Source organism: Epilithonimonas zeae, from assembly GCF_023278365.1.
Taxonomy (GTDB): domain Bacteria; phylum Bacteroidota; class Bacteroidia; order Flavobacteriales; family Weeksellaceae; genus Epilithonimonas; species Epilithonimonas zeae_A.
The window spans coordinates 2,092,776-2,112,186 of the sequence record NZ_CP075338.1 but is presented as its reverse complement, the minus strand read 5'-3'; the positions used below and the strand labels follow the sequence as shown (position 1 = coordinate 2,112,186).

Sequence of the window (19,411 nt, the reverse complement as noted above, 5' to 3'; positions counted from 1 at the left end):
TTAAGAAATTGTTTTTTGACCTTCAATAATATTCTCTTTTTTACTCAAAACATAAAAAGCTCGTTGGGCTGCTTTTTCCTCTGCTTTCTTTTTAGAACTTTCTACGGCATTCGCAATCTTTTCGTTGTGCAACCAAACGTGACAGCGGAAAACGGTCACTTTGTTAGGTTGGAATTCTTCGCAAGTCTCATACTTGATCGGAACTTTTTTCTTTTGGCTCCATTCCAATAGCAGTCCTTTGTAGCTGATGATTTTATTTTCCAGCTTATTGATTGTGGAAGGCGTAAGAATCCTGTCTAAAACAATTTTCTTGCAAAATTCATAATCAATATCCAGATAAATAGCGCCAATCAAAGCCTCCAAAAGATTTCCGGAAATGTTTTCGCTCAGAATCGTTTGGCTTGTATCTGCTTGCAATAACGAACTCAATTTCAAATCTTCTCCAAGTTTGTTAAGGTTTTTCCTGTTAACAATTTTGGACTTCATCTGCGTGAGAAATCCTTCATTTTCATTAGGATAAGCCTGAAAAAGATGACAAGAAATAATGGTTCCTAAAACAGAATCCCCTAAAAACTCTAGACGTTCGTAATTTTTTTTATTCGTACTTTTTGAAGAAGATTTTAAAGAAAATGCCTCTTTAAAGATTTCTAAGTTATGGATGTTGTATCCAACAATTTCAGAAATTTTTTTGCGAAAAAGAATATCTTTTTCCGAAAGTTTTTGTGCTCTGTTTTTTGGAAGTAATTTTGAAAAATAACTTTTCAACTCCATAAAAACATATTATATTTTTTTGAAAAGAACACAAGCATTGTGACCTCCAAAACCAAAAGTATTACTCATAGCAATGTTAACATCTTTCTCAACAGCAGTGTTGAAAGTGAAGTTAAGTCTGCTGTCGATTTTTTCATCGTCAGTAAAATGATTGATTGTAGGCGGAACAATACCGTGAATAATAGTGTGCAAAGCAGCAATAGCTTCTATAACACCAGCCGCGCCCAAAAGGTGACCAGTCATTGATTTTGTAGAATTGATCTGAATATCAAAAGCGTGTTCTCCGAATAATTTTGCAATGGCATTGGATTCTGCGATGTCTCCTAATGGAGTAGATGTACCGTGCATATTGATATGATCTACTTCGTCAGCAGTTACACCAGCATCTTCCAAACAATTTTTCATTACCAGATAAGCGCCTAATCCTTCAGGATGTGGTGCGGTCATATGATGTGCATCAGCACTCATTCCGCCACCAGCTAATTCTGCATAGATTGTTGCTCCTCTTTGTTTTGCGTGCTCATATTCTTCAAGAATGATACATCCTGCACCTTCTCCTAGTACAAATCCATCTCTGTCTTTGTCAAAAGGTCTTGAAGCTGTTTTTGGATCATCGTTTCTTGTAGAAAGGGCGTGCATAGCGTTGAAGCCTCCCATTCCGCTCGCTGTAACAGCAGCCTCTGATCCTCCACAAACAATGACGTCTGCCTTACCAAGGTTGATAAGCATTTTAGCATCAATCAAAGCATTGGCAGATGATGCACAAGCTGAAACTGTTGTGTAGTTTGGACCGTGGAAACCATATTCGATAGAGATATTACCAGGCGTGATATCTGCAATCATTTTTGGAATAAAGAAAGGATTGAATCTCGGAACACCATTAGACTCAGCAAAACCTAAAACTTCTGTTTCAAAAGTTTCCAGTCCGCCAATTCCTGATCCCCAGATTACACCTACACGATCTTTGTTAACATTATCTTCTATAAGTCTGCTGTGAGCGATAGCTTCTCTCGCGGCAATTTGTCCGAACTGAGAATTTCTATCCATTTTTTTTGCCTCTTTCTTATCAAAATAGTTAAGAGGATCGTAGTTTTTTACTTCGCTTGCAAACTTAGTTTTGAAATTAGTGGAATCAAAAAGAGTAATAGGAGCAGCGCCGCTCTCTCCCTTTTTTAGGTTTTCCCAGTATTCTTTCGCATTATTTCCGATTGGTGTAATAGCGCCGAAGCCGGTTACAACTACTCTTTTTAATTCCATAAATTTTTTTCTGTCTAGATAATATTATTTATTTACAACTTCTTCGATGTAAGCAATAGCGTGACCTACAGTTGTAATTTTTTCTGCTTGGTCATCAGGGATTTGAATGTTGAATTCTTTTTCGAACTCCATGATAAGCTCTACAGTATCCAAAGAATCAGCTCCTAAATCGTTTGTGAAGCTAGCCTCTGGAGTTACTTCTGTTTCTTCAACGTCAAGCTTATCAGCGATGATAGCTTTTACTCTTGATGCAATGTCTGACATAGTATTTATTTTTAATTATGTTAATTTAGGTGCAAATATATAAAATTTCAAATCATTTCAATTTTTTTTTACTTTTTTAAACTCGTTCTAAATCTATTCTTTTTATAATCAAATCTTTAGATTTACTCTCTATAGGCTACAAAATTTTGTTTATTTTTGCGTCTTATTACTAATGATATTATGGAACATTTTCCTGATAATGACGATGATCTGTTCACAGGCAAAGATCATACACCTCTCAGAAAGGACGCTTTTGATTTGAAACCTGAAGAGAAAGTTGAGAAAATAGAAGGGCTTTTTGCGGAAATCATGGAGACTTTGGGTCTTGATATGGAAGATGATTCTTTGAAAGATTCTCCTAAGCGTGTTGCGAAGATGTATGTAAACGAAATTTTTGGTGGCCTTCTTCCTGAAAATAAACCTGGAGTTTCGACCTTTAAAAATCAATATAAGTATCGCCAAATGCTGGTTGAGAAAGATATTACGGTTTATTCCTTCTGTGAACACCACTTTTTGCCAATTATTGGGAAAGCTCACGTTGCTTATATTTCTAATGGTGAAGTGATTGGGTTGTCAAAGATTAATAGGATTGTGGATTATTATGCAAAACGTCCGCAGGTACAGGAAAGATTGACGATGCAGATTGTTGATGCTTTGAAAGAAGCTCTTGGCACCAATAATGTTGCTTGTATCATAGATGCAAAACATCTTTGTGTGAATTGCAGAGGAATTAAAGATACAGCAAGTTCTACGATTACAGCAGAATTGAGCGGAATTTTCAGAACTAATCCTATTACAAGACAGGAGTTCTTACATTATGTAGGAAGTCACGCAAAATTTGACTAAAATGGATTATCAAGTTCTTAGAGATATTGTAGAAAAGCAGATTGCAAAATTTCATTCGATTTCAGAAAATCAATGGAATGAAAAATTGTCTGAAGAAAAATGGTCTAAAAAAGAAATATTAGGTCATCTTTGTGACAGTGCTTTTACTAATATCAGAAGATTTGTTGTGACTCAATATAAAGAAAATGAAAATATTGTGTATGATCAGAATTTTTGGGTTAAAGCTCAAAACTATCAGAATACACCGATTTCTAACATCATAAATTTGTGGAAATATTTAAACCTTCAGATTGTAAATGTTGTTGAAAATATTCCCGATGAACTATTGGAGAATATTTGCGATACAACTAAATCTGAAAAACAATCTTTTACTTTAAGATTTATTATTGATGATTATATTAGTCATATGAATCATCATTTAAAAGCTATTAATAATGATAAAATTTAAGAAACAATTGAACAAAATCTTCATTGCAACAATTATTTGTTGTTGATTTTTTATGTTTAAATCTTAAATCACTTATCAATTATAATTCATCATTAATAAAAATCAATGCAACTAAAAATATACAACTCGCTTTCAGGCGAAAAAGAAGTTTTCAAACCCATATTAGAAGGTAATATCGGGATGTACGTTTGTGGACCTACGGTTTACAGTAATGTGCATTTGGGTAACGTGAGAACTTTTTTGTCTTTCGATTTCATTTACAGAAGTCTTCAGTTTCTTGGATATAAAGTCAGATATGTCAGAAATATTACTGACGCCGGACATTTGACGGACGATGGCGATATCAATAATGACCGATTCATCAAACAATCCAGATTAGAAAAACTGGAACCGATGGAAATTGTACAGAAATACACCGTCGATTTTCACGATGTTTTGAAGAAATTTAATCTGCTTCCGCCAACTATTGAACCGACTGCAACTGGTCATATTATTGAACAATTGGAACTCACGAAACTTTTAGTTGAAAAAGGTTTTGCATACGAAAGTAATGGTTCTGTTTATTTCGATGTTTTGGAATACAATGCAAGAGGTCTTAATTATGGCGAACTTTCCAGAAGAAATATCGAAGAATTATTTGCTAATACAAGAGACCTTGACGGACAAGGCGAAAAGAAAAATCCTCAGGATTTTGCACTTTGGAAAAAAGCCTCGCCGGAACATATTATGAAATGGCCTTCGCCTTGGGGAGAGGGTTTCCCAGGTTGGCATCTTGAATGTACGGCAATGAGTACAAAATATCTTGGTGATCAATTCGATATTCACGGTGGTGGAATGGATTTGAAATTTCCGCACCACGAATGTGAAATTGCTCAAGGAAAAGCCTGCAATGGCGTAGAACCGGTGAAATATTGGATGCACGCGAATATGTTGACAATGAATGGACAAAGAATGAGTAAATCGACCGGAAATTACATTCTTCCAATGGAGCTGATTACCGGAAATAATGATTTCTTTGAAAAAGCTTTTCATCCAAGCGTTTTGAGATTCTGCTTTTTACAGGCTCATTACAGAAGTGTTTTGGATATTTCTAATGATGCAATGTTGGCGAGCGAAAAAGGCTTCAATAGATTGATGGAAGCTGTGAAAATCTTGAATACTCAAACTCAGGTAGAAGGTGTGGAAACTTCTTCTTTTGATTATAAAAATTGGAAAGAAAAAGTGTTGGAAGCTTTGACAGATGATTTTAACAGTCCGATTTTGATTTCTCATTTATTCGAGGCGGTGAAGTTTATTTCGGCTTCAAAATTGGGTAAAGAAAGTATTTCAACAGAAGATTATGAAGATTTAAAACAATTCCTAAACGCCATTGTTTTTGACGTTTTAGGTTTGGAAATGATTGAAGAATCTAATAATGATAAGCTTGACCAGACTTTGCAGGTTTTAATTGATTTAAGAAATCAGGCCAGAAAAGCCAAAAACTGGGATTTGTCTGACCAGATCCGCGATCAACTTCTTGAGAAAGGAATTGAGCTGAAGGACGGGCGGGATGGAACAAGTTATGTTCTGAATTAATTCATTAAAACAATAAATATTTAAACCTTTCGTAAAAAACGGAAGGTTTTTTTGTTGATGTAAGTATTATATTGTAGAAATACTTAACTTAGTGTCAATTAATTAAACACTTTTACTATGAAAAAATCTCTATCAACTTTACTTTTATTGTTTATTGGCGCAAGTTCTTTTGCTCAGCAGGATATTTTTGCACTCACTGGAAAAGATGCTGCAAATATTATTTTTCAGGATTTTCGTGCTTTGGATTCCAGGAAAGGAATTACTGAAAATATTCTTTTGTCAGGTAAAGACCAGCCTAGAGTTTATTCCAGCAAATTAAACAAAGATATTTCTGAAGATGTTGAATCTTCTGCCAATGCTTTATCCAGTCAAATTGCAGCTTTAGCTGTCGATGGAAGAGGGAAATTGGTTTATATGCCGATGTTTTCTTCCAATATTTATATTTTGGATTCCAAAACAAAAGACATCACGTTGCTGGAAAATAATCTTTCCAATCCGACATCTTGCGACACTGGTTCGCAGTTTTCCAGAATGGCAACAGGGAATGATGGCAACGTCTATGCGCTTTCCAATTCAGGTTCTCAGCTTCTGAAAATTTCTAGCAAAGATGGAAAATATGCGGTTACAGATTTAGGCGTTGTGAAAGATGATTCTGGAAATGGTGAAAATCAGTTAAGCAAGATGCAAACTGGCTTTGGAGGCGATATGATTGCTGATGATAATAATAATTTTTATGTTTTTTCAGCTTTTGGAAGTATCTTCAAAGTGTCTTTGAATGATATGAAAGCTAAATTCGTTGGGAAAATAAAATCTTTGCCTGAGAATTTTTCTATCAATGGAGCTGCTGTTAATTCTGAAGGAAAAATTGTTTTGGCAAGCGCAAAAGGTGGTGTTTTCCATACTTTGAATCTCGAAACTTTGCAGGCGGAAAAGATGAATAACAATCTTAATATGCCGATTTATGATCTTGGAAGTCCTTATGTTTTGAAATCAAATAAATTGGCGGTTGACATTAATAAAAATGATATTTACCCGACAAAAGTTTCCGAAGGTTTTGTGAATGTAAGAATTGCCAATAATCAAAAAGGAAATGCTAATGTGAAAGTTTACAACGCTTCCGGAAATCTGGTTTCTAATCAAACCATTACCAATATTTCCAATTCTGAAAACCGAATTGAATTAGGAAAATTAGTTTCCGGTGTTTATGTGGTTAATGTAGAATCTGAAAATGGAAAAACAATTGTTTCTAAGAAAATTGTTGTTAGATAATCTACTTTTAATCATAAATAATAAAAATACGGTTAACGAAAGTTAAACCGTATTTTTATTTTAGCAAAGAAGTTTATTTTTGGCCAAAACTATCAACGCTTGAAACGATTTTTACAGGTTCTTCTTCTCATTTTATCGGGTTTTATCTTTTCTCAGAACATTTCAGGAAATGTAATGTCAGAGGACGAAGTTTTGATTCCCAAGGTTCTGATTGTGAATATGACCACCAATCAAAAAACATACAGCGATGCCTACGGGAAATTTGTGGTTAATGCGAATATTGGTGATGAAATTCGATTTGCTAAGGAAAGTTACAAATTAGGAAAAATAGTTATTACGAGTAATAATTTTCAGGTAGTCAAATTGGAGAAAATTCCGCAAGAGATAGAAGAAGTTAAAATCATTAATAAAAACCTTGCAGAATCTCAGGAGGAAAAACTCAGAAAAGATATCGGATTACCAAAAGGACCAGAAAAGCCACGTGAAAAACCTGTTGAAGCAAAAGAAGTTTTGTTGCCTTTGGTATTTGCTCAACTTAATATTGATAATCTTTATAAATGGCTTTCGGGTAATTCGCGACGCCTGAAAAATCGCTACAAATATGAAGATTTGCAGGAAGATTTGGCTTGGATTCAGAATAATGTAGACTTAGAGTATTTTGCTGAAGCAGGAATTTCACCTGATAAATTCAATGATTTCTTAATGTTTTCATTAAAAGACGAAAAAGTTCTGATGTATATGAAAGCCAAAAACGTAGGCGGAATTACGGTTGCGTTGGACAATAATATTAATGCTTACCTCGAAAGGATTACGAAAAAATGATTTTTTTACGGGAATATTAGTTGTAATTCAATAATTCGTTAAATTGCGTCAATATTAATAGACCTTAATAAATGAAACTATACTTTAGTGTTAACTTCGGGACAAAAGTTGGCCAGCGACTCGTTTTGCGTCTGTTCGAGGACAAAGCGGAGTATCGGGACTACAACTTAGACTATTCCGAAAATAACAACTGGACCACAGAATTGGATTATTTTTCTAAATCAATTCTATACAAATATCTTGTCTTGAACGAAGATGGGGGAGTTTTGGAGGAAGAAATTCCTTTTCATCAGCTCAACCTTCCGAACAGCTTCAAAGAATTTGTCATCTTTGACCAATGGAATCTCAAAAATTTCCCTGAAAATTATTTGACCAACAAAATCCTTCACAACCGTTTGCAAGGATTTCAATCAGCAAAATCAGCAGTTGTTAAAAAGCACACGCATCTTTTTCGAATAGAAGCGCCGCTTTATCATCCAAACTGGCAATTGGTTTTGATTGGAAATGTAGATGCTTTGGGAAATTGGGATTATGAAAAAGCCATTGAGCTGAATGAAACAGATTACGGTGTTTGGGAAACCGGCGTAGAAATCAATTCTCATCAAACGATTCTTTACAAATACGCGATTAAAGACAAAAATACGGGTAAGATTTTTTATGTAGAACCAGGCGAAAATCGTTGGGTTTTCGGAAATCCGAACAAAGATATTCTTTATGTGAAAGCAGATCACTATTTCAAATTCGATAACCATACGCTTTGGCATTCTGCAGGTGTTGCAGTTCCGGTTTTCTCTTTGAGAACGGAAGACGGTTTCGGAGTTGGAGAATTTCCTGATATCAAGAAACTAGGAGATTGGGCTAATGAAACCAAGCTTTCTGTGATTCAAATTTTACCTATTAACGATACGACTGCGAATTACACTTGGACAGATTCTTATCCTTATGCAGCGATTTCGGTTTATGCACTTCATCCGCAATATCTTTCGATTGAGAAGTTAGAATATGCTTTGCCAAAAGATTTGGTTGAAGATTATCAAGCAAAAAAAGCAGAACTGAATGCCTTGTCTTTGATTGATTACGAGCAGATGATTTCCGGAAAATGGAAGTATGCAACAGCCGTTTTCGAAGAGAATAAAGACAAGATTCTAAAAGATAAAAACTTCAAAAAATTCATTAAAGATAATGAGGAATGGCTGATGCCTTACTCTGCATTTTGTGTTTTGAGAGACAAATACAAAACCCCGAATTTTAATGAATGGAAGACTCATAAAAAATATGTGGCTGGAAAAGTAGCAACACTTTATTCACCAAAACATAAAGAATATTCTCAGTTGATGCTTCATGCTTGGGTTCAGTATCAATTGCATTTGCAGTTACAAGATGCTGTAGAATATCTTCATCATTTGGGGATTTCTGTAAAAGGAGATTTACCGATTGGGATTTACCGACATTCTGTAGAAGCCTGGACAGAACCGGAATTGTTCGGAATGGATTTCCAGGCCGGAGCGCCACCAGACCAATTCTCGGATTTGGGACAAAACTGGGAATTCCCTACTTATAACTGGGAAGTGATGAAAGCGGACGGTTACCAATGGTGGAAAAAACGTTTCAAAGTTCTGGAACAGTATTTTGACGCAATGAGGATCGACCACATTCTTGGATTTTTCAGAATCTGGAGAATGCCGATTTCTGCGACTCAAGGATTGCTGGGATATTTTTATCCAGCGCTTCCTGTTACAGAAAAAGAGTTTGCGGACAGACAAATTCCATTTAGCTTTGACCGTTATGTTAAACCATTTGTGAATGACCCAATTCTTTGGGAAAACTTCGGAGATGCGAAAGATAAAGTTCAGAATCAATTTTTTGATACTCATAATGGAACAATTACTTTTAAACCGGAATTTGATACTCAGAGAAAATTAACCGATTATTTCAAAAAAGAATCTTGGGACTGGGCAGAAGAAAAATTGATCTCTCTGGCAGGAAATGTTCTATTCTTAACCGAAGAAACTGAGAACGGAATTGTTTATCATCCAAGATTTAACATTGCAAAAACTACTTCTTACAAATATCTTCCGGACTGGGAAAAAGCGAAACTGAATGATGTTTACAATGATTATTTCTTCAAACGCCAGGATGGACTTTGGTACCAGAAAGCGATGGAAAAATTACCAGCTTTACTGAATTCTACAACGATGTTGATTTGTGGTGAGGATTTAGGTTTGGTTCCTGATTCGGTTCCGGTTGTAATGGATAAATTGGCGATTACCGCTTTGAAAGTTCAGAGAATGCCTTCCGAAAATATCGCTTGGTACGACCCGAAAAATGCAAGTTACCTGAATGTTGTTACAGCATCTTCTCACGATAGTTCTACGCTGAGACAATGGTGGCACGAGGATAGAAATTTGACTCAAAAATATTTCAACAATCAATTAGGGCAATATGGAACAGCGCCTTGGGATTTGGCTCCGGAATTATCAGAAATGATTATGAAACAGCATCTTTATACCGATGCAATGTTGGCGATTTTCCCGATTCAGGAATTTTTGGCAACAGATGAGGAGTTGATGAATCCGAATATGGACGAAGAAAGAATCAATAATCCTGCAGTTTTTCCACATTATTGGCGATACAGAATGCACGTGAACTTGGAAGATTTGAAAACCCAAAAAAGATTCAATCAAAAAATTGCAAGCTGGGTTGAAAATAGCGACCGATTTTAATTTTTAAGTTTACCTATTCAAAATTTTATTTTGAATAACTTTTCATAAAACCCTTTCAGAGTTTCAAACTTTGAAAGGGTTATTTTTTTGTTATAATTAATGAAAATTATCACGCTGATTATCAGTGTGAATTTGATTTTTGAATTGAATTTGAATCCGGAATCTAAATTTTCGTTTAACTTTTATTATCCGTCAATATCCAAAAGATAGAAAGTTTCATTTTAAGTGAAAAATGAATTTTCGAATTTAATTTTTAAAATAAAAAGTTATGAAAAAGATATTTTTAACTCTTGCGATTATTTTTGGAGGATTAGTTTCTGCACAAGATTATTACGATACTTACCCAAACGAATATAACGGCTACGAATATTACGATAACTCTTATGATTATCCGGACGATTATTATTACAACTATCCTGCAGATTATTATCCGGATCAATATTACCAAGGTTATTATAACGATTACAGACAGGCTGTTTTTTCTGTAAACTGGAATCAGTTTTTTGTCCAATATAGATTGACACCTTTCCAGATTGACCAGATTATGATGCTAAATAATCGTTTTGCTTCTTACGCTGCCTGGAATTCTTATTACAGATGGAATCCTGACAGATGGTATTATGACAGATTCTATGCTTTGCAAAATATCCTGGGGCCAAGAATCTTTGTAGTTTATCAAAATAATTATTTCCGTGGAGCAAGTCCTTTTGTTTATTACAGAAACCGTTGCGTGAATTTCTATGCAAGACGATATCCTGTAAGACCAGTTTATAGAAATGTGAATATTAATATCTACAAAGTGAACCGAGGAAATTTCAAAGAAGGATTTAGAGAAAATGTTAGAAACCAAGGAATGATAAATCCAACCAGAAACAACGGAATCAGAAATGATAATCCAAGAAGTGGTTCTAACGGAAATATTGGCGGAATCAGAAATCCAAGAAATGAAGGTGTGAGATCAAATGATAATGGAAATATCAGAACTCAAAATGATAACATTAGAAATAATGGAATACGAAATGAGAATCCAAGAAATCTGTCCAATGGAAATAATCTTGGCGGGATCAGAAATCCCAGAAATGAAAATGTAAGAACGAATGAAAATGCAGGAATCAGAAACCAAGGTGGCATCAGACAAAATCAAAATTCTGAAAGAAGAATAGAAAACAGAAGCAATGGAAATCAAAGAAATTCTGCACCAAGATCTGAAAACAGCAGCAGAAACTCCGGAAATAGATTGGTTTCAAGATAAAAATAAGATTTAACAAAAAATTATAATTTAAGACCTTAACCTTATAATTTTTAAGATATCAAACCAACAGATAAAATTTATAAATATTAAAATCGAAAAAAAATGAAAAAATTAATTTTAAGCGCGGCATTTCTTGGACTAGGTGTTTTCGGATTTGCACAAACAACTACAAAAGCAGATTTCACTCAGAAAAAAGCAGAACGTTTGCAGCAAATGAAACAAGAATTGAATTTGACTGATGCCCAAGTTGCTCAAATCAAAGCTTTGCACGAATCTAAAGCTGCTGAAAGAAAGCAAGAAATGACAGCTAAAAAAGAAGACAGAATGCAGAAGATGAAAGAAAATGAAGCTGAAATGCAGAAAATCTTAACGCCTGAGCAATATAAAAAGTTCCAGGAGTTGAAGGCTAAAAAAATGGCAGAAAGAAAAGAGCACTTCCAAGCAAGAAAAAAAGTGGATGCTACGGTTGTTAAATAGTTTTTAGTTAGTGATTAATTTCAGAGAGAGTCGTTATTTTTTAACGGCTCTTTTTTTTATATTTGGGTCTTAAAGTTAAAATTTCATAAAAAAATACATAAAGTTATGGTTTCAGAGAAAATTATTACGCTTGTCAACGAACAAATTACCAAAGAACAATACGCCGCACAATTATATCTTTCCATGAGCGCTTGGTTTTATGCGCAAGATTTGGAAGGGATTGGAAACTATTTCCGAGTACAATCTAAAGAAGAATTGATGCACGCAGACAAAATGTTTGATTATGTGAACGACATCGGCGGACAAATCATCCTGAATGAAGTTCCAAAACCTCCACACGAATTCAACAACGCTCAGGAGATTTTTGAGAAAGCTCTAGACCACGAGAGACTGGTGACGAAAAGTATCTTCAATATCGTAAAGGCAGCGAATGACGAAGGCGATTTTGCAACCACAAGCTTTTTACAATGGTTTATCAATGAGCAGGTGGAAGAAGAGTCTAGCGCATCGCTTTTGGTCACCAAGATCAAAATGGTAAAAGACAATCCGTCTGCATTGTATCTCTTTGACCAGGAATTGGCGCAAAGGGTTTTCAATCCAGCTGCAGAGAATTAATTTTATTTTATTGATGAAAAAACTAATAACCCTCTTTGTGTTAATATCTGTCAAGATGTTTTCACAAAATTACGCTATCTCAGAAATCCCGGAAGAGCTTAAGAAAGATGCGAATGCTGTAATCAGGAATTACAGTTCTGAATATCTGATCAAGGCTGCGGACAATATGGAAATCAATGAGAAAAAAGTAATTTCTATTTTAAACAAAGCTGGTGAAAAATACTCGTATGCTTATATCTCCTATAATAAATACAGTAGAATCTCTGATGTCAAACTCAAAGTTTTTAATGAGTTTGGAAAACTGATAAAGACTTATTCAAAAAGTGATTTGAATGATATCAGTCAATCAGACGACTCTTATCTTTACTCAGATTATCGTGCATTGGCTAGTAGAATAATCCAGCCAGTTTATCCTTATACTATCGAATTGACATATACTGTCAAAACTTCTGACACTGCCTTTTTACCAGAGCTTCAGCCATTTTTATCGGCTAATGTTTCTGTTGAAAATTGGAGTGTTGGTTTTACAAATGAATCTGGAATTAATCTTAGAAAAAAAATCACAGACACTTCTTTTGGTAAAGTTGAAGTTTCAGAATCCGGGAATAATTTAGTGGCGACTTATAAAAATATTCCGGCTTACCAAGTAGAAAAGTATGCACCAGATCCGGAAACCATTTTTCCTAAAATAGAATTTGCATTGGACAAAGCTTGTCTGAAAGAAAAGTGCGGTGATTTTTCCAGCTGGCAAAGTTTAGCAAAATGGTATAGTTCTTTGATAGAACCAGTTTCGGTTATTACACCAGAAATTCAGAATGAGATTAATGGTCTTAATCTTACCGGTTCTACTTCGGAAAAGGTCAAGAAAATCTATCAATACATGCAAAAAAAGACCAGATATGTTTTTGTTGGAATAGGCATTGGTGGCTGGCAGCCGATGGTGGCAGATGAGGTGAGAAAAAAAGCTTACGGTGATTGTAAAGCATTGACTAATTATATGAGAGTTTTGCTGAAAGCGGCGGGAATCCCATCATATTATGCAAAGATTTATATGGATAATACCCCAATGAAATTTGACGAAAATTTCCCTAAAATGGGTGGTAATCACGTGATTCTCTATATCCCTACAGAAGAAGGCGATATATGGTTAGAGAATACAAGTCAAAATATTGCTTTCAATCATTTGGGATATTCTACACGCAATAGAAATGTAGTTTTAATTGATGATAAAATGACCAAAGTTGTCAATACACCTACCTATAAATCGGAAGACAGTGAAGAAAAAATGCGGTTTGCTGCTCAAATTTCTGAAGATAACTCGCTATCGGGAACTTTTAAATTTGCTTTTACCGGTGGACTTTATGATTTTCAATTAGGTAAAATGTCGATGACTAGCGAAGAACTCAAAAATTCTTTGAAAGAAGATTTTAATTTTCTTAATTTTTCAGAAATCAATTATGATAATTTAAATAACGATAGAGATAACGGGAAGTTGTCTTTTGATATCAATTTTAAGGCGAACAACTTTTCAAAAGCATTAGGAAATGATATTTATTTCAGAGCATTACCAGTTGCAGATAGTGGATTTTATTTGGAAAATTCTGAGAACAGAAAGTTTCCTGTAGAAGTTGCGTTTGGATTTACGGATGATTACGAAATAGAGTATTCGATTCCTAAAAATTACAAATTTACCGAACTTCCATTAGCAAAGAAAATTGATTCAGAGTACGGGAATTATTCCATGGAGTTTTCTCAAAAAGATGATAAAATTATTGTTAAAAGAAAATTCCAATTGAATAAAGGCATTATCCCTGTCGATAAAATCTCAAGTTATATCAAATTTAGAAAGCAAATTAATAATATAGACGCTACAAAAATCTTAATAACCAAAATTTAAAAACGCATGATGAAAACCAAAATTTTACAAATCGTACTGACCTGTCTGCTATTGCCGGTATTTGGTCAGTACAAATATCTTGACTTACCGAAGCTGAATATAGAAGATCTGAAATTAACTTCGTATGCCAAAAATCCATCAGAATCGGCGGAAATTATTTATAAATCTTATCACTATTATATTACGGATGGAATGTTGAATCTTGACGTGGTAAGCCGAGTGAAAATCTATAAAAAGGATCAGGCAGAGAAATTCCTCAACCAAGAAATTTATACTTACGATGGCAAAAATAACAAGTCAGAAAGAGTAACGTCTTTGAAGGTGGTCACTTACAATTTGGTTAATGATAAAATAGAAACTACAGCTGTAGAGAAAAATTCTAAATATAAATCCAAAGAATCCAAAAACTATACAGTTACCAAATTTGCTTTTGAAAATGTAAAGGATGGCTCTGTTATCGAGTACAAATACAGTATTCTGTCACCTTATGTTTGGTCTGTAGATAAAATTACGGTAGAAGATAATGTGCCGACCAGACGGTTCGATTATGTGCTTGATTTTCCGAAGTATCTGGGATTTAATATAGATTATAAAGGAAGCTTGACACCAAAAAACAGAGATGTTGCAGATAAAAATATCTATGGAGGCGAGTATTATACCTACAGATTTGGTTACGAAAATATTGCGCCATACAGAGATGAAAAATATGTTCATAATCTGGATAATTACAGAACATCCATCAGAGCTGAACTTAACTCTACCAATATCACAAGAACGCCCGGAGCTTATGAATCCGGAGACTTGGGAGGTTTCAAATCTTATGCCGTGTCTTGGTCAGATATCCGCAAACAATTGTACGAATCTGAGTATTTTGGAGATCAGCTGAAAAAGAAATCTTATGTAAAAGATCTTCTTCCGGCAGACATAAAAAGTATCAACTCTCCGCAGGAAAAAGCAGCAGCTATTCTGAAATTTGTTCAGAAAAATTACACTTGGAATAATAATTATACAGTAGGTTCGGAAGAAGGTAAAGGCATCAAGGAACTTATTTCCAGCAAAGTTGGAAGTTCTGGCGAAATCAATCTGCTAATGGTTTTGTTGATGCGAAGTGCAGATTTGGATGCACAACCTGTTGTATTATCAACCATAAGACGTGGTTTGCTTTTGGATCATTCGCCATCAATTAATCAGCTTAATTACTGTTTGGCATTTCTTGAGATTGATGGAAAAGCGATGATTTATGATGCAACATCTAAGATGACTTTGCCAAATCTAATCCGTCCGTCAGCTCTTAATTATAATGGTTATATTATGACGGAAAAAGAAGCTAAAAAAGTGAATATTTTTTGTCCGGGCAAGAGCCAGACTTTCCTGACTGTAGATGCAAAACTAAATCAGGATGGGACAGTCTCCGGTAATTTCTCAGACAGAGATACCCAGTTATATGCAATGATGAATAACGAAAGTTATAATGAGGATAAAAACGAATATCAAAATTCCAGCTATAAAGAAAGATATAAATTTCCTTATACCAACATCAAAACAGAGCTGTTAGACAATAATGATTTCCAAACCAGCTTCGACTTCGATTCTGATTCTTTTGTGGACGGCATTGGCGGTAAGTTAGTATTTAATCCGTTACTATTTTTATACAATAAATCCCACGAATTTGACCAGACTGAGGAGAGACGTTCACCAATAGAACTCTATACAGGCTACGATAAAATCAAAAAAGTGACCATCACTTTGCCGGACGGCTATGTTTTTGAAAATGTACCAAAGTCCAAAAAATTCAGAACAGAGGATAATGCCATCCAATATGTTTACAAAGTAACGCAGGAAGGCAATAAACTGACTGTCGAAACCACGACAACAGTTGAAGATCCGGTTTACCCGAAAGAATATTATCCGGCGTTCAAGCAAATTTTTGATAATATTACGAAGCTGGAAGGTCAAGTTGTGACAGTCGTAAAAAAATAAAAAAGCAAATCCCAGGAAATTATTTTCTCGGGATTTTGTTTATATATAGATCACGTCTGTTTTGATGACTTTCTTCCCAAATTGTTCCAGCTTATTTTTATAAGTTTCCACTTGTTTCTGGTCTTTCTCCTTTTCTTCGCCAGTTTTGAAATCTACGATGATGAAACCATTTTCAGTTTCAATCAAGCGGTCCGGACGATAGGTTTTGGATTGCTCATTTTCTGTTGCAAACATTTCTCTTTCATTGATGATTTTCAGATTCTCTGCAAAATAAGCAGAATAATTAACATCAGTAAGAACATTTTCAATCCTTTCCCAAATTGATTTTTGTTCTTCATTGGTAATGATACCTTCCAGAAGATATGCGTTTAGAACTTTGGAAACATCTTTTTTAGTTTTGATTTTAGATAAAATCTCGTGCGTGAAAATTCCCATTCGTACGTGCTCTACGCGATTTTGATAATTTTTAGAAGTCGTAGCAATTTCGATATTCGAAGCTTTTTCGGTTTTCTGGGAAATTGAATTGATGTTTTCTGACAGATACTCTTTTTTCTTTTTCCCTTTCTTTTTTCTTAAATCAGTAACAGGGAAAATATCAAACGAATCTAACTTTTCTCCGTTTTCTGTCGGCTGAAACTCTGTCACAAAATCAAATAATTCAAGATGATTAGAAGATTTGCTCGGCTTTTCCAGGTACAAGAAAAGCTGCTCCACAGGTCTTGTAGTTGCTACATATTGGATGCAGAAGCGATCAATCTTATTCCGGTAAGAATTTTCAAAATTGAATTGAGCTAAACCTTCGTCATACGTTTCCAGCTCGGAAGAAAACTGAGTCAAAATCACGGTTTTCAATTCATCTTCACTGTTGAGGTCGTACCATTCGGAGAATTTTTTGTCGCTGTTTTCGTTTCGCATCGGGATAAAAACAACAGGAAACTCAAGACCTTTAGCTTTATGAATCGTCATAATCTGAACGGCATCGATATTCTCACTCGCCTGGATGCTGATTTTCGAAGCTTCGTCATCCCAGAATTTCAGGAATTCTTTCAATGTAGCACCAGCATTTTGTGTGTAATTGAAAAGCATTTCCAGAAAGTTAAGAAGGAAATCTGTTTCCTTATTTTCAACCGAAAATTCCTGAATGTAGTATTCTATGAAATTATAAAGATTAAGTTGCGGAACATCATTTTGGATCAATTTAATATGATAATGAGAATCGATATAATTTTCGATTTCTGACTTAGATTCCAGATTCAGAATGGTTTTGATTTCAGAGGTGAAATCTGTCATTGTGATTCTGCCGGAAACATTCAAAAAGTACATCATTTTAACCAGAAACTGACGATTCTTTGGTGTAATTTCCCAGTTCAAATATTCAATTAAAGCTTTGATTGTAAAAGATAAATCAAGTGTCAATCCTTTCTCAGAAATGGTTTTGATATGGGTTTCTTTTCCATTGTACTGGACTTTCAGATTTCCTAATAGTTGGGAATAATTAAAAATATCATTATTTCCTCGGCAAAGAATCGTTATGTCTGAAAACGTAAATCCATTATCCAGACATTCCTGGATGTCATTTCGCATTTTCTCAGCAGATTCTTCATAAAAAATAGATTTCACCGAGTTTTCCAAAAGATGAACTTTGACTCGGCCTTCCAGGTTGGATTGTGCTTCCTGAACAGCATTTTCACCAAAGATTTTTTGATGCTCATTATTCAAAGCCTGAGACATAAAATCATACAACCGATTATTGAAGTCGACAATATTTTTAGCGCTTCGCCAATTGAATCTAAGGTGTTCAGCGGTTGCAAATTTTGGTGTGATTTCAGTTTGATTGATGATGTTCAGCATCAGTTCACTTTCGCCTCCTCGGAATCGGTAGATGCTCTGTTTCGGGTCACCGACAATCGTAAAACTTGTATTGTCCGAAGTAATGCTGTTGTCCCTAAGTGGTAAAAAATTCTGCCACTGCATCGCTGAAGTATCCTGAAACTCATCAAAAAAATAATGCTGAAATTGAGTTCCTACTTTCTCATAAATGAATGCAGAAGGCTCATTTCGAAGATTTTCATTAATGATAATATTAAATTTCGAAAGCAAAACCAAGTCGTTTTCTTCTTCGATTTCCAACAGCTTTTTCTGGATATCGGCGTTGACTTTCAAAGGTAGAATCGCTTCCAGGATTTTTTCTTTTTTCTGAGAATCAATATAAAGGTCGATTATATCTTTTCGCCAGGAAATCAGTTGCGGCAGAATTTCCTCGATGTCACTTTGTTTATGTTTTGATTTTGCGGCGGCTCCTTTGAAATAAGTTGTCAATGCTGAATCTTCGTTGGAGGGAAAAGGAAATCCGTCTCTTTTTTTATTATAAAAATCCTGAACTTTTTGGAAAAATCCTCCTAAACCATTCTTACCTTGGGCAAAATCTTCAATATCAATTCCTCGGGTTTTTATTAATTCTAAAGCTTGTGTCGCAAGTTGCGAGGATTGGATTCTGTTATCACTGATTTTTTTCCGCAACTCATTTTTCTTGTTTTCATAAGCCTGCCATTCAAAATCTTTATTATCCTGCAAAGGCTGGTAATGAATATCATTCACAAATTTTTTCGCCGAGTTATAAAGGGTTTGATTCAGATTGACCCGCTCATTATTGTCCAGATTGTAATTGACAAAATCCATAAACGCTTCGGAAACAGTTTGTTCTTCACCAATCTCGTCCAGCATCTTGTCCACTGCTTCTATCAGGTAAGGTTCCGGCTGGATTTCCAGATTGAAGTTCTGAGCCAATCCTAATTCATAAGAAAAACTCTTTACCAAGCGGGAGTTGAACTTATCAATCGTTCCGATGTTAAGCGTAGAGTAGTGGTGTAAAATATAATCGAGAACTTTCTGGGAACGGTGTCTCAAATCATCTAATGTGATTCGGTAGCCTTGTTCTGCAAGTGCTTTTTGAATATTTATGAGATCTTGATTTTCGGAATAGTCTTCTTTTACAAACTCACCAAGATAGAAAAGGATTCTTTCCTTCATTTCGTTGGCGGCTTTGTTCGTAAACGTTAATGCAATAATAGTTCTGATTGCATCCGATTGATTGGGAGATCTGAGACAGATCATCAACAACCTCTGGACGAGTGTGTAAGTTTTACCTGAACCAGCAGATGCGTTGATAACAGAATATGAGTTTTGCATTACCTTATGTATAGAGGAAGCAATTT

Annotated in this window: 15 protein-coding genes; 11 read left to right on the top strand and 4 right to left on the bottom strand. The window is 34.9% G+C overall.

The window, feature by feature from the left end; all coding sequences use genetic code 11:
• Genes rnc through KI430_RS09345 form a run of 3 tightly spaced genes read right to left on the bottom strand, consistent with a single transcriptional unit; the run spans window position 1 to window position 2,292 of the window.
• Window positions 1-771 carry a ribonuclease III gene (gene rnc, locus KI430_RS09355; protein ID WP_074233002.1) on the bottom strand — a complete coding sequence of 257 codons (771 nt, stop codon included), beginning with the start codon at window positions 769-771 and terminating at the stop codon, window positions 1-3.
• 9 nt (window positions 772-780) lie between these two features.
• Complete coding sequence (gene fabF / locus KI430_RS09350) at window positions 781-2,028, bottom strand: beta-ketoacyl-ACP synthase II (protein WP_248874220.1); 1,248 nt, start codon at window positions 2,026-2,028, stop codon at window positions 781-783.
• 24 nt (window positions 2,029-2,052) lie between these two features.
• Window positions 2,053-2,292: an acyl carrier protein gene (locus KI430_RS09345; RefSeq protein WP_002976354.1), complete on the bottom strand. Its 240-nt coding sequence runs from the start codon at window positions 2,290-2,292 to the stop codon at window positions 2,053-2,055.
• Between the two features lie 180 nt (window positions 2,293-2,472).
• Between KI430_RS09345 and folE the strand changes: the two genes are divergently transcribed.
• From folE to KI430_RS09290, 11 genes are all read left to right on the top strand, one after another.
• On the top strand, window positions 2,473-3,138 hold the full coding sequence (gene folE / locus KI430_RS09340) for a GTP cyclohydrolase I FolE (protein WP_074233004.1): 666 nt from the start codon (window positions 2,473-2,475) through the stop codon (window positions 3,136-3,138).
• A 1-nt stretch (window position 3,139) separates the two neighbouring features.
• The gene (locus KI430_RS09335; protein WP_248874217.1) at window positions 3,140-3,586 is read left to right on the top strand and encodes a DinB family protein; all 447 of its coding nucleotides are present in this window, start codon (window positions 3,140-3,142) and stop codon (window positions 3,584-3,586) included.
• 105 nt (window positions 3,587-3,691) lie between these two features.
• Window positions 3,692-5,161 carry a cysteine--tRNA ligase gene (gene cysS / locus KI430_RS09330; protein ID WP_248874215.1) on the top strand — a complete coding sequence of 490 codons (1,470 nt, stop codon included), beginning with the start codon at window positions 3,692-3,694 and terminating at the stop codon, window positions 5,159-5,161.
• 117 nt (window positions 5,162-5,278) lie between these two features.
• Window positions 5,279-6,430 (top strand): T9SS type A sorting domain-containing protein, encoded by a 1,152-nt coding sequence (locus KI430_RS09325; protein ID WP_248874214.1) that lies wholly within the window; start codon window positions 5,279-5,281, stop codon window positions 6,428-6,430.
• Window positions 6,431-6,529: 99 nt separating this feature from the next.
• Entirely contained in the window at window positions 6,530-7,252 is a 723-nt protein-coding gene (locus KI430_RS09320; protein WP_248874212.1) for a hypothetical protein, read from the top strand.
• 71 nt (window positions 7,253-7,323) lie between these two features.
• A complete protein-coding gene (locus KI430_RS09315) occupies window positions 7,324-9,975 on the top strand; it encodes a 4-alpha-glucanotransferase (RefSeq protein WP_248874210.1) in 2,652 nt (883 codons plus the stop codon).
• A 268-nt stretch (window positions 9,976-10,243) separates the two neighbouring features.
• Window positions 10,244-11,227: a hypothetical protein gene (locus tag KI430_RS09310; RefSeq protein ID WP_248874208.1), complete on the top strand. Its 984-nt coding sequence runs from the start codon at window positions 10,244-10,246 to the stop codon at window positions 11,225-11,227.
• Window positions 11,228-11,329: 102 nt separating this feature from the next.
• A complete protein-coding gene (locus KI430_RS09305; protein ID WP_248874206.1) occupies window positions 11,330-11,704 on the top strand; it encodes a hypothetical protein in 375 nt (124 codons plus the stop codon).
• A gap of 105 nt (window positions 11,705-11,809) precedes the next feature.
• Entirely contained in the window at window positions 11,810-12,319 is a 510-nt protein-coding gene (locus KI430_RS09300; protein ID WP_089871479.1) for a ferritin, read from the top strand.
• Between the two features lie 55 nt (window positions 12,320-12,374).
• Entirely contained in the window at window positions 12,375-14,216 is a 1,842-nt protein-coding gene (locus KI430_RS09295) for a DUF3857 domain-containing protein (RefSeq protein ID WP_248874204.1), read from the top strand.
• A 9-nt stretch (window positions 14,217-14,225) separates the two neighbouring features.
• Window positions 14,226-16,196, top strand: coding sequence for a transglutaminase domain-containing protein (locus tag KI430_RS09290; protein WP_248874202.1), 1,971 nt, complete (start codon window positions 14,226-14,228; stop codon window positions 16,194-16,196).
• A gap of 39 nt (window positions 16,197-16,235) precedes the next feature.
• Here KI430_RS09290 and KI430_RS09285 read toward each other — a convergent pair whose 3' ends face one another.
• Window positions 16,236-19,385, bottom strand: coding sequence for a UvrD-helicase domain-containing protein (locus KI430_RS09285; RefSeq protein ID WP_248874200.1), 3,150 nt, complete (start codon window positions 19,383-19,385; stop codon window positions 16,236-16,238).
• Window positions 19,386-19,411 lie beyond the last annotated feature (26 nt).

Coding starts and splice junctions, on each gene's coding strand:
- KI430_RS09325 (WP_248874214.1), top strand. CDS start 5,279: ATGAAAAAATCTCTATCAACTTTACTTTTATTGTTTATTGGCGCAAGT.
- KI430_RS09300 (WP_089871479.1), top strand. CDS start 11,810: ATGGTTTCAGAGAAAATTATTACGCTTGTCAACGAACAAATTACCAAA.
- KI430_RS09310 (WP_248874208.1), top strand. CDS start 10,244: ATGAAAAAGATATTTTTAACTCTTGCGATTATTTTTGGAGGATTAGTT.
- KI430_RS09285 (WP_248874200.1), bottom strand. CDS start 19,385: ATGCAAAACTCATATTCTGTTATCAACGCATCTGCTGGTTCAGGTAAA.
- KI430_RS09305 (WP_248874206.1), top strand. CDS start 11,330: ATGAAAAAATTAATTTTAAGCGCGGCATTTCTTGGACTAGGTGTTTTC.
- folE (WP_074233004.1), top strand. CDS start 2,473: ATGGAACATTTTCCTGATAATGACGATGATCTGTTCACAGGCAAAGAT.
- fabF (WP_248874220.1), bottom strand. CDS start 2,028: ATGGAATTAAAAAGAGTAGTTGTAACCGGCTTCGGCGCTATTACACCA.
- KI430_RS09290 (WP_248874202.1), top strand. CDS start 14,226: ATGAAAACCAAAATTTTACAAATCGTACTGACCTGTCTGCTATTGCCG.
- KI430_RS09335 (WP_248874217.1), top strand. CDS start 3,140: ATGGATTATCAAGTTCTTAGAGATATTGTAGAAAAGCAGATTGCAAAA.
- rnc (WP_074233002.1), bottom strand. CDS start 771: ATGGAGTTGAAAAGTTATTTTTCAAAATTACTTCCAAAAAACAGAGCA.
- KI430_RS09295 (WP_248874204.1), top strand. CDS start 12,375: ATGTTTTCACAAAATTACGCTATCTCAGAAATCCCGGAAGAGCTTAAG.
- KI430_RS09315 (WP_248874210.1), top strand. CDS start 7,324: ATGAAACTATACTTTAGTGTTAACTTCGGGACAAAAGTTGGCCAGCGA.
- cysS (WP_248874215.1), top strand. CDS start 3,692: ATGCAACTAAAAATATACAACTCGCTTTCAGGCGAAAAAGAAGTTTTC.
- KI430_RS09345 (WP_002976354.1), bottom strand. CDS start 2,292: ATGTCAGACATTGCATCAAGAGTAAAAGCTATCATCGCTGATAAGCTT.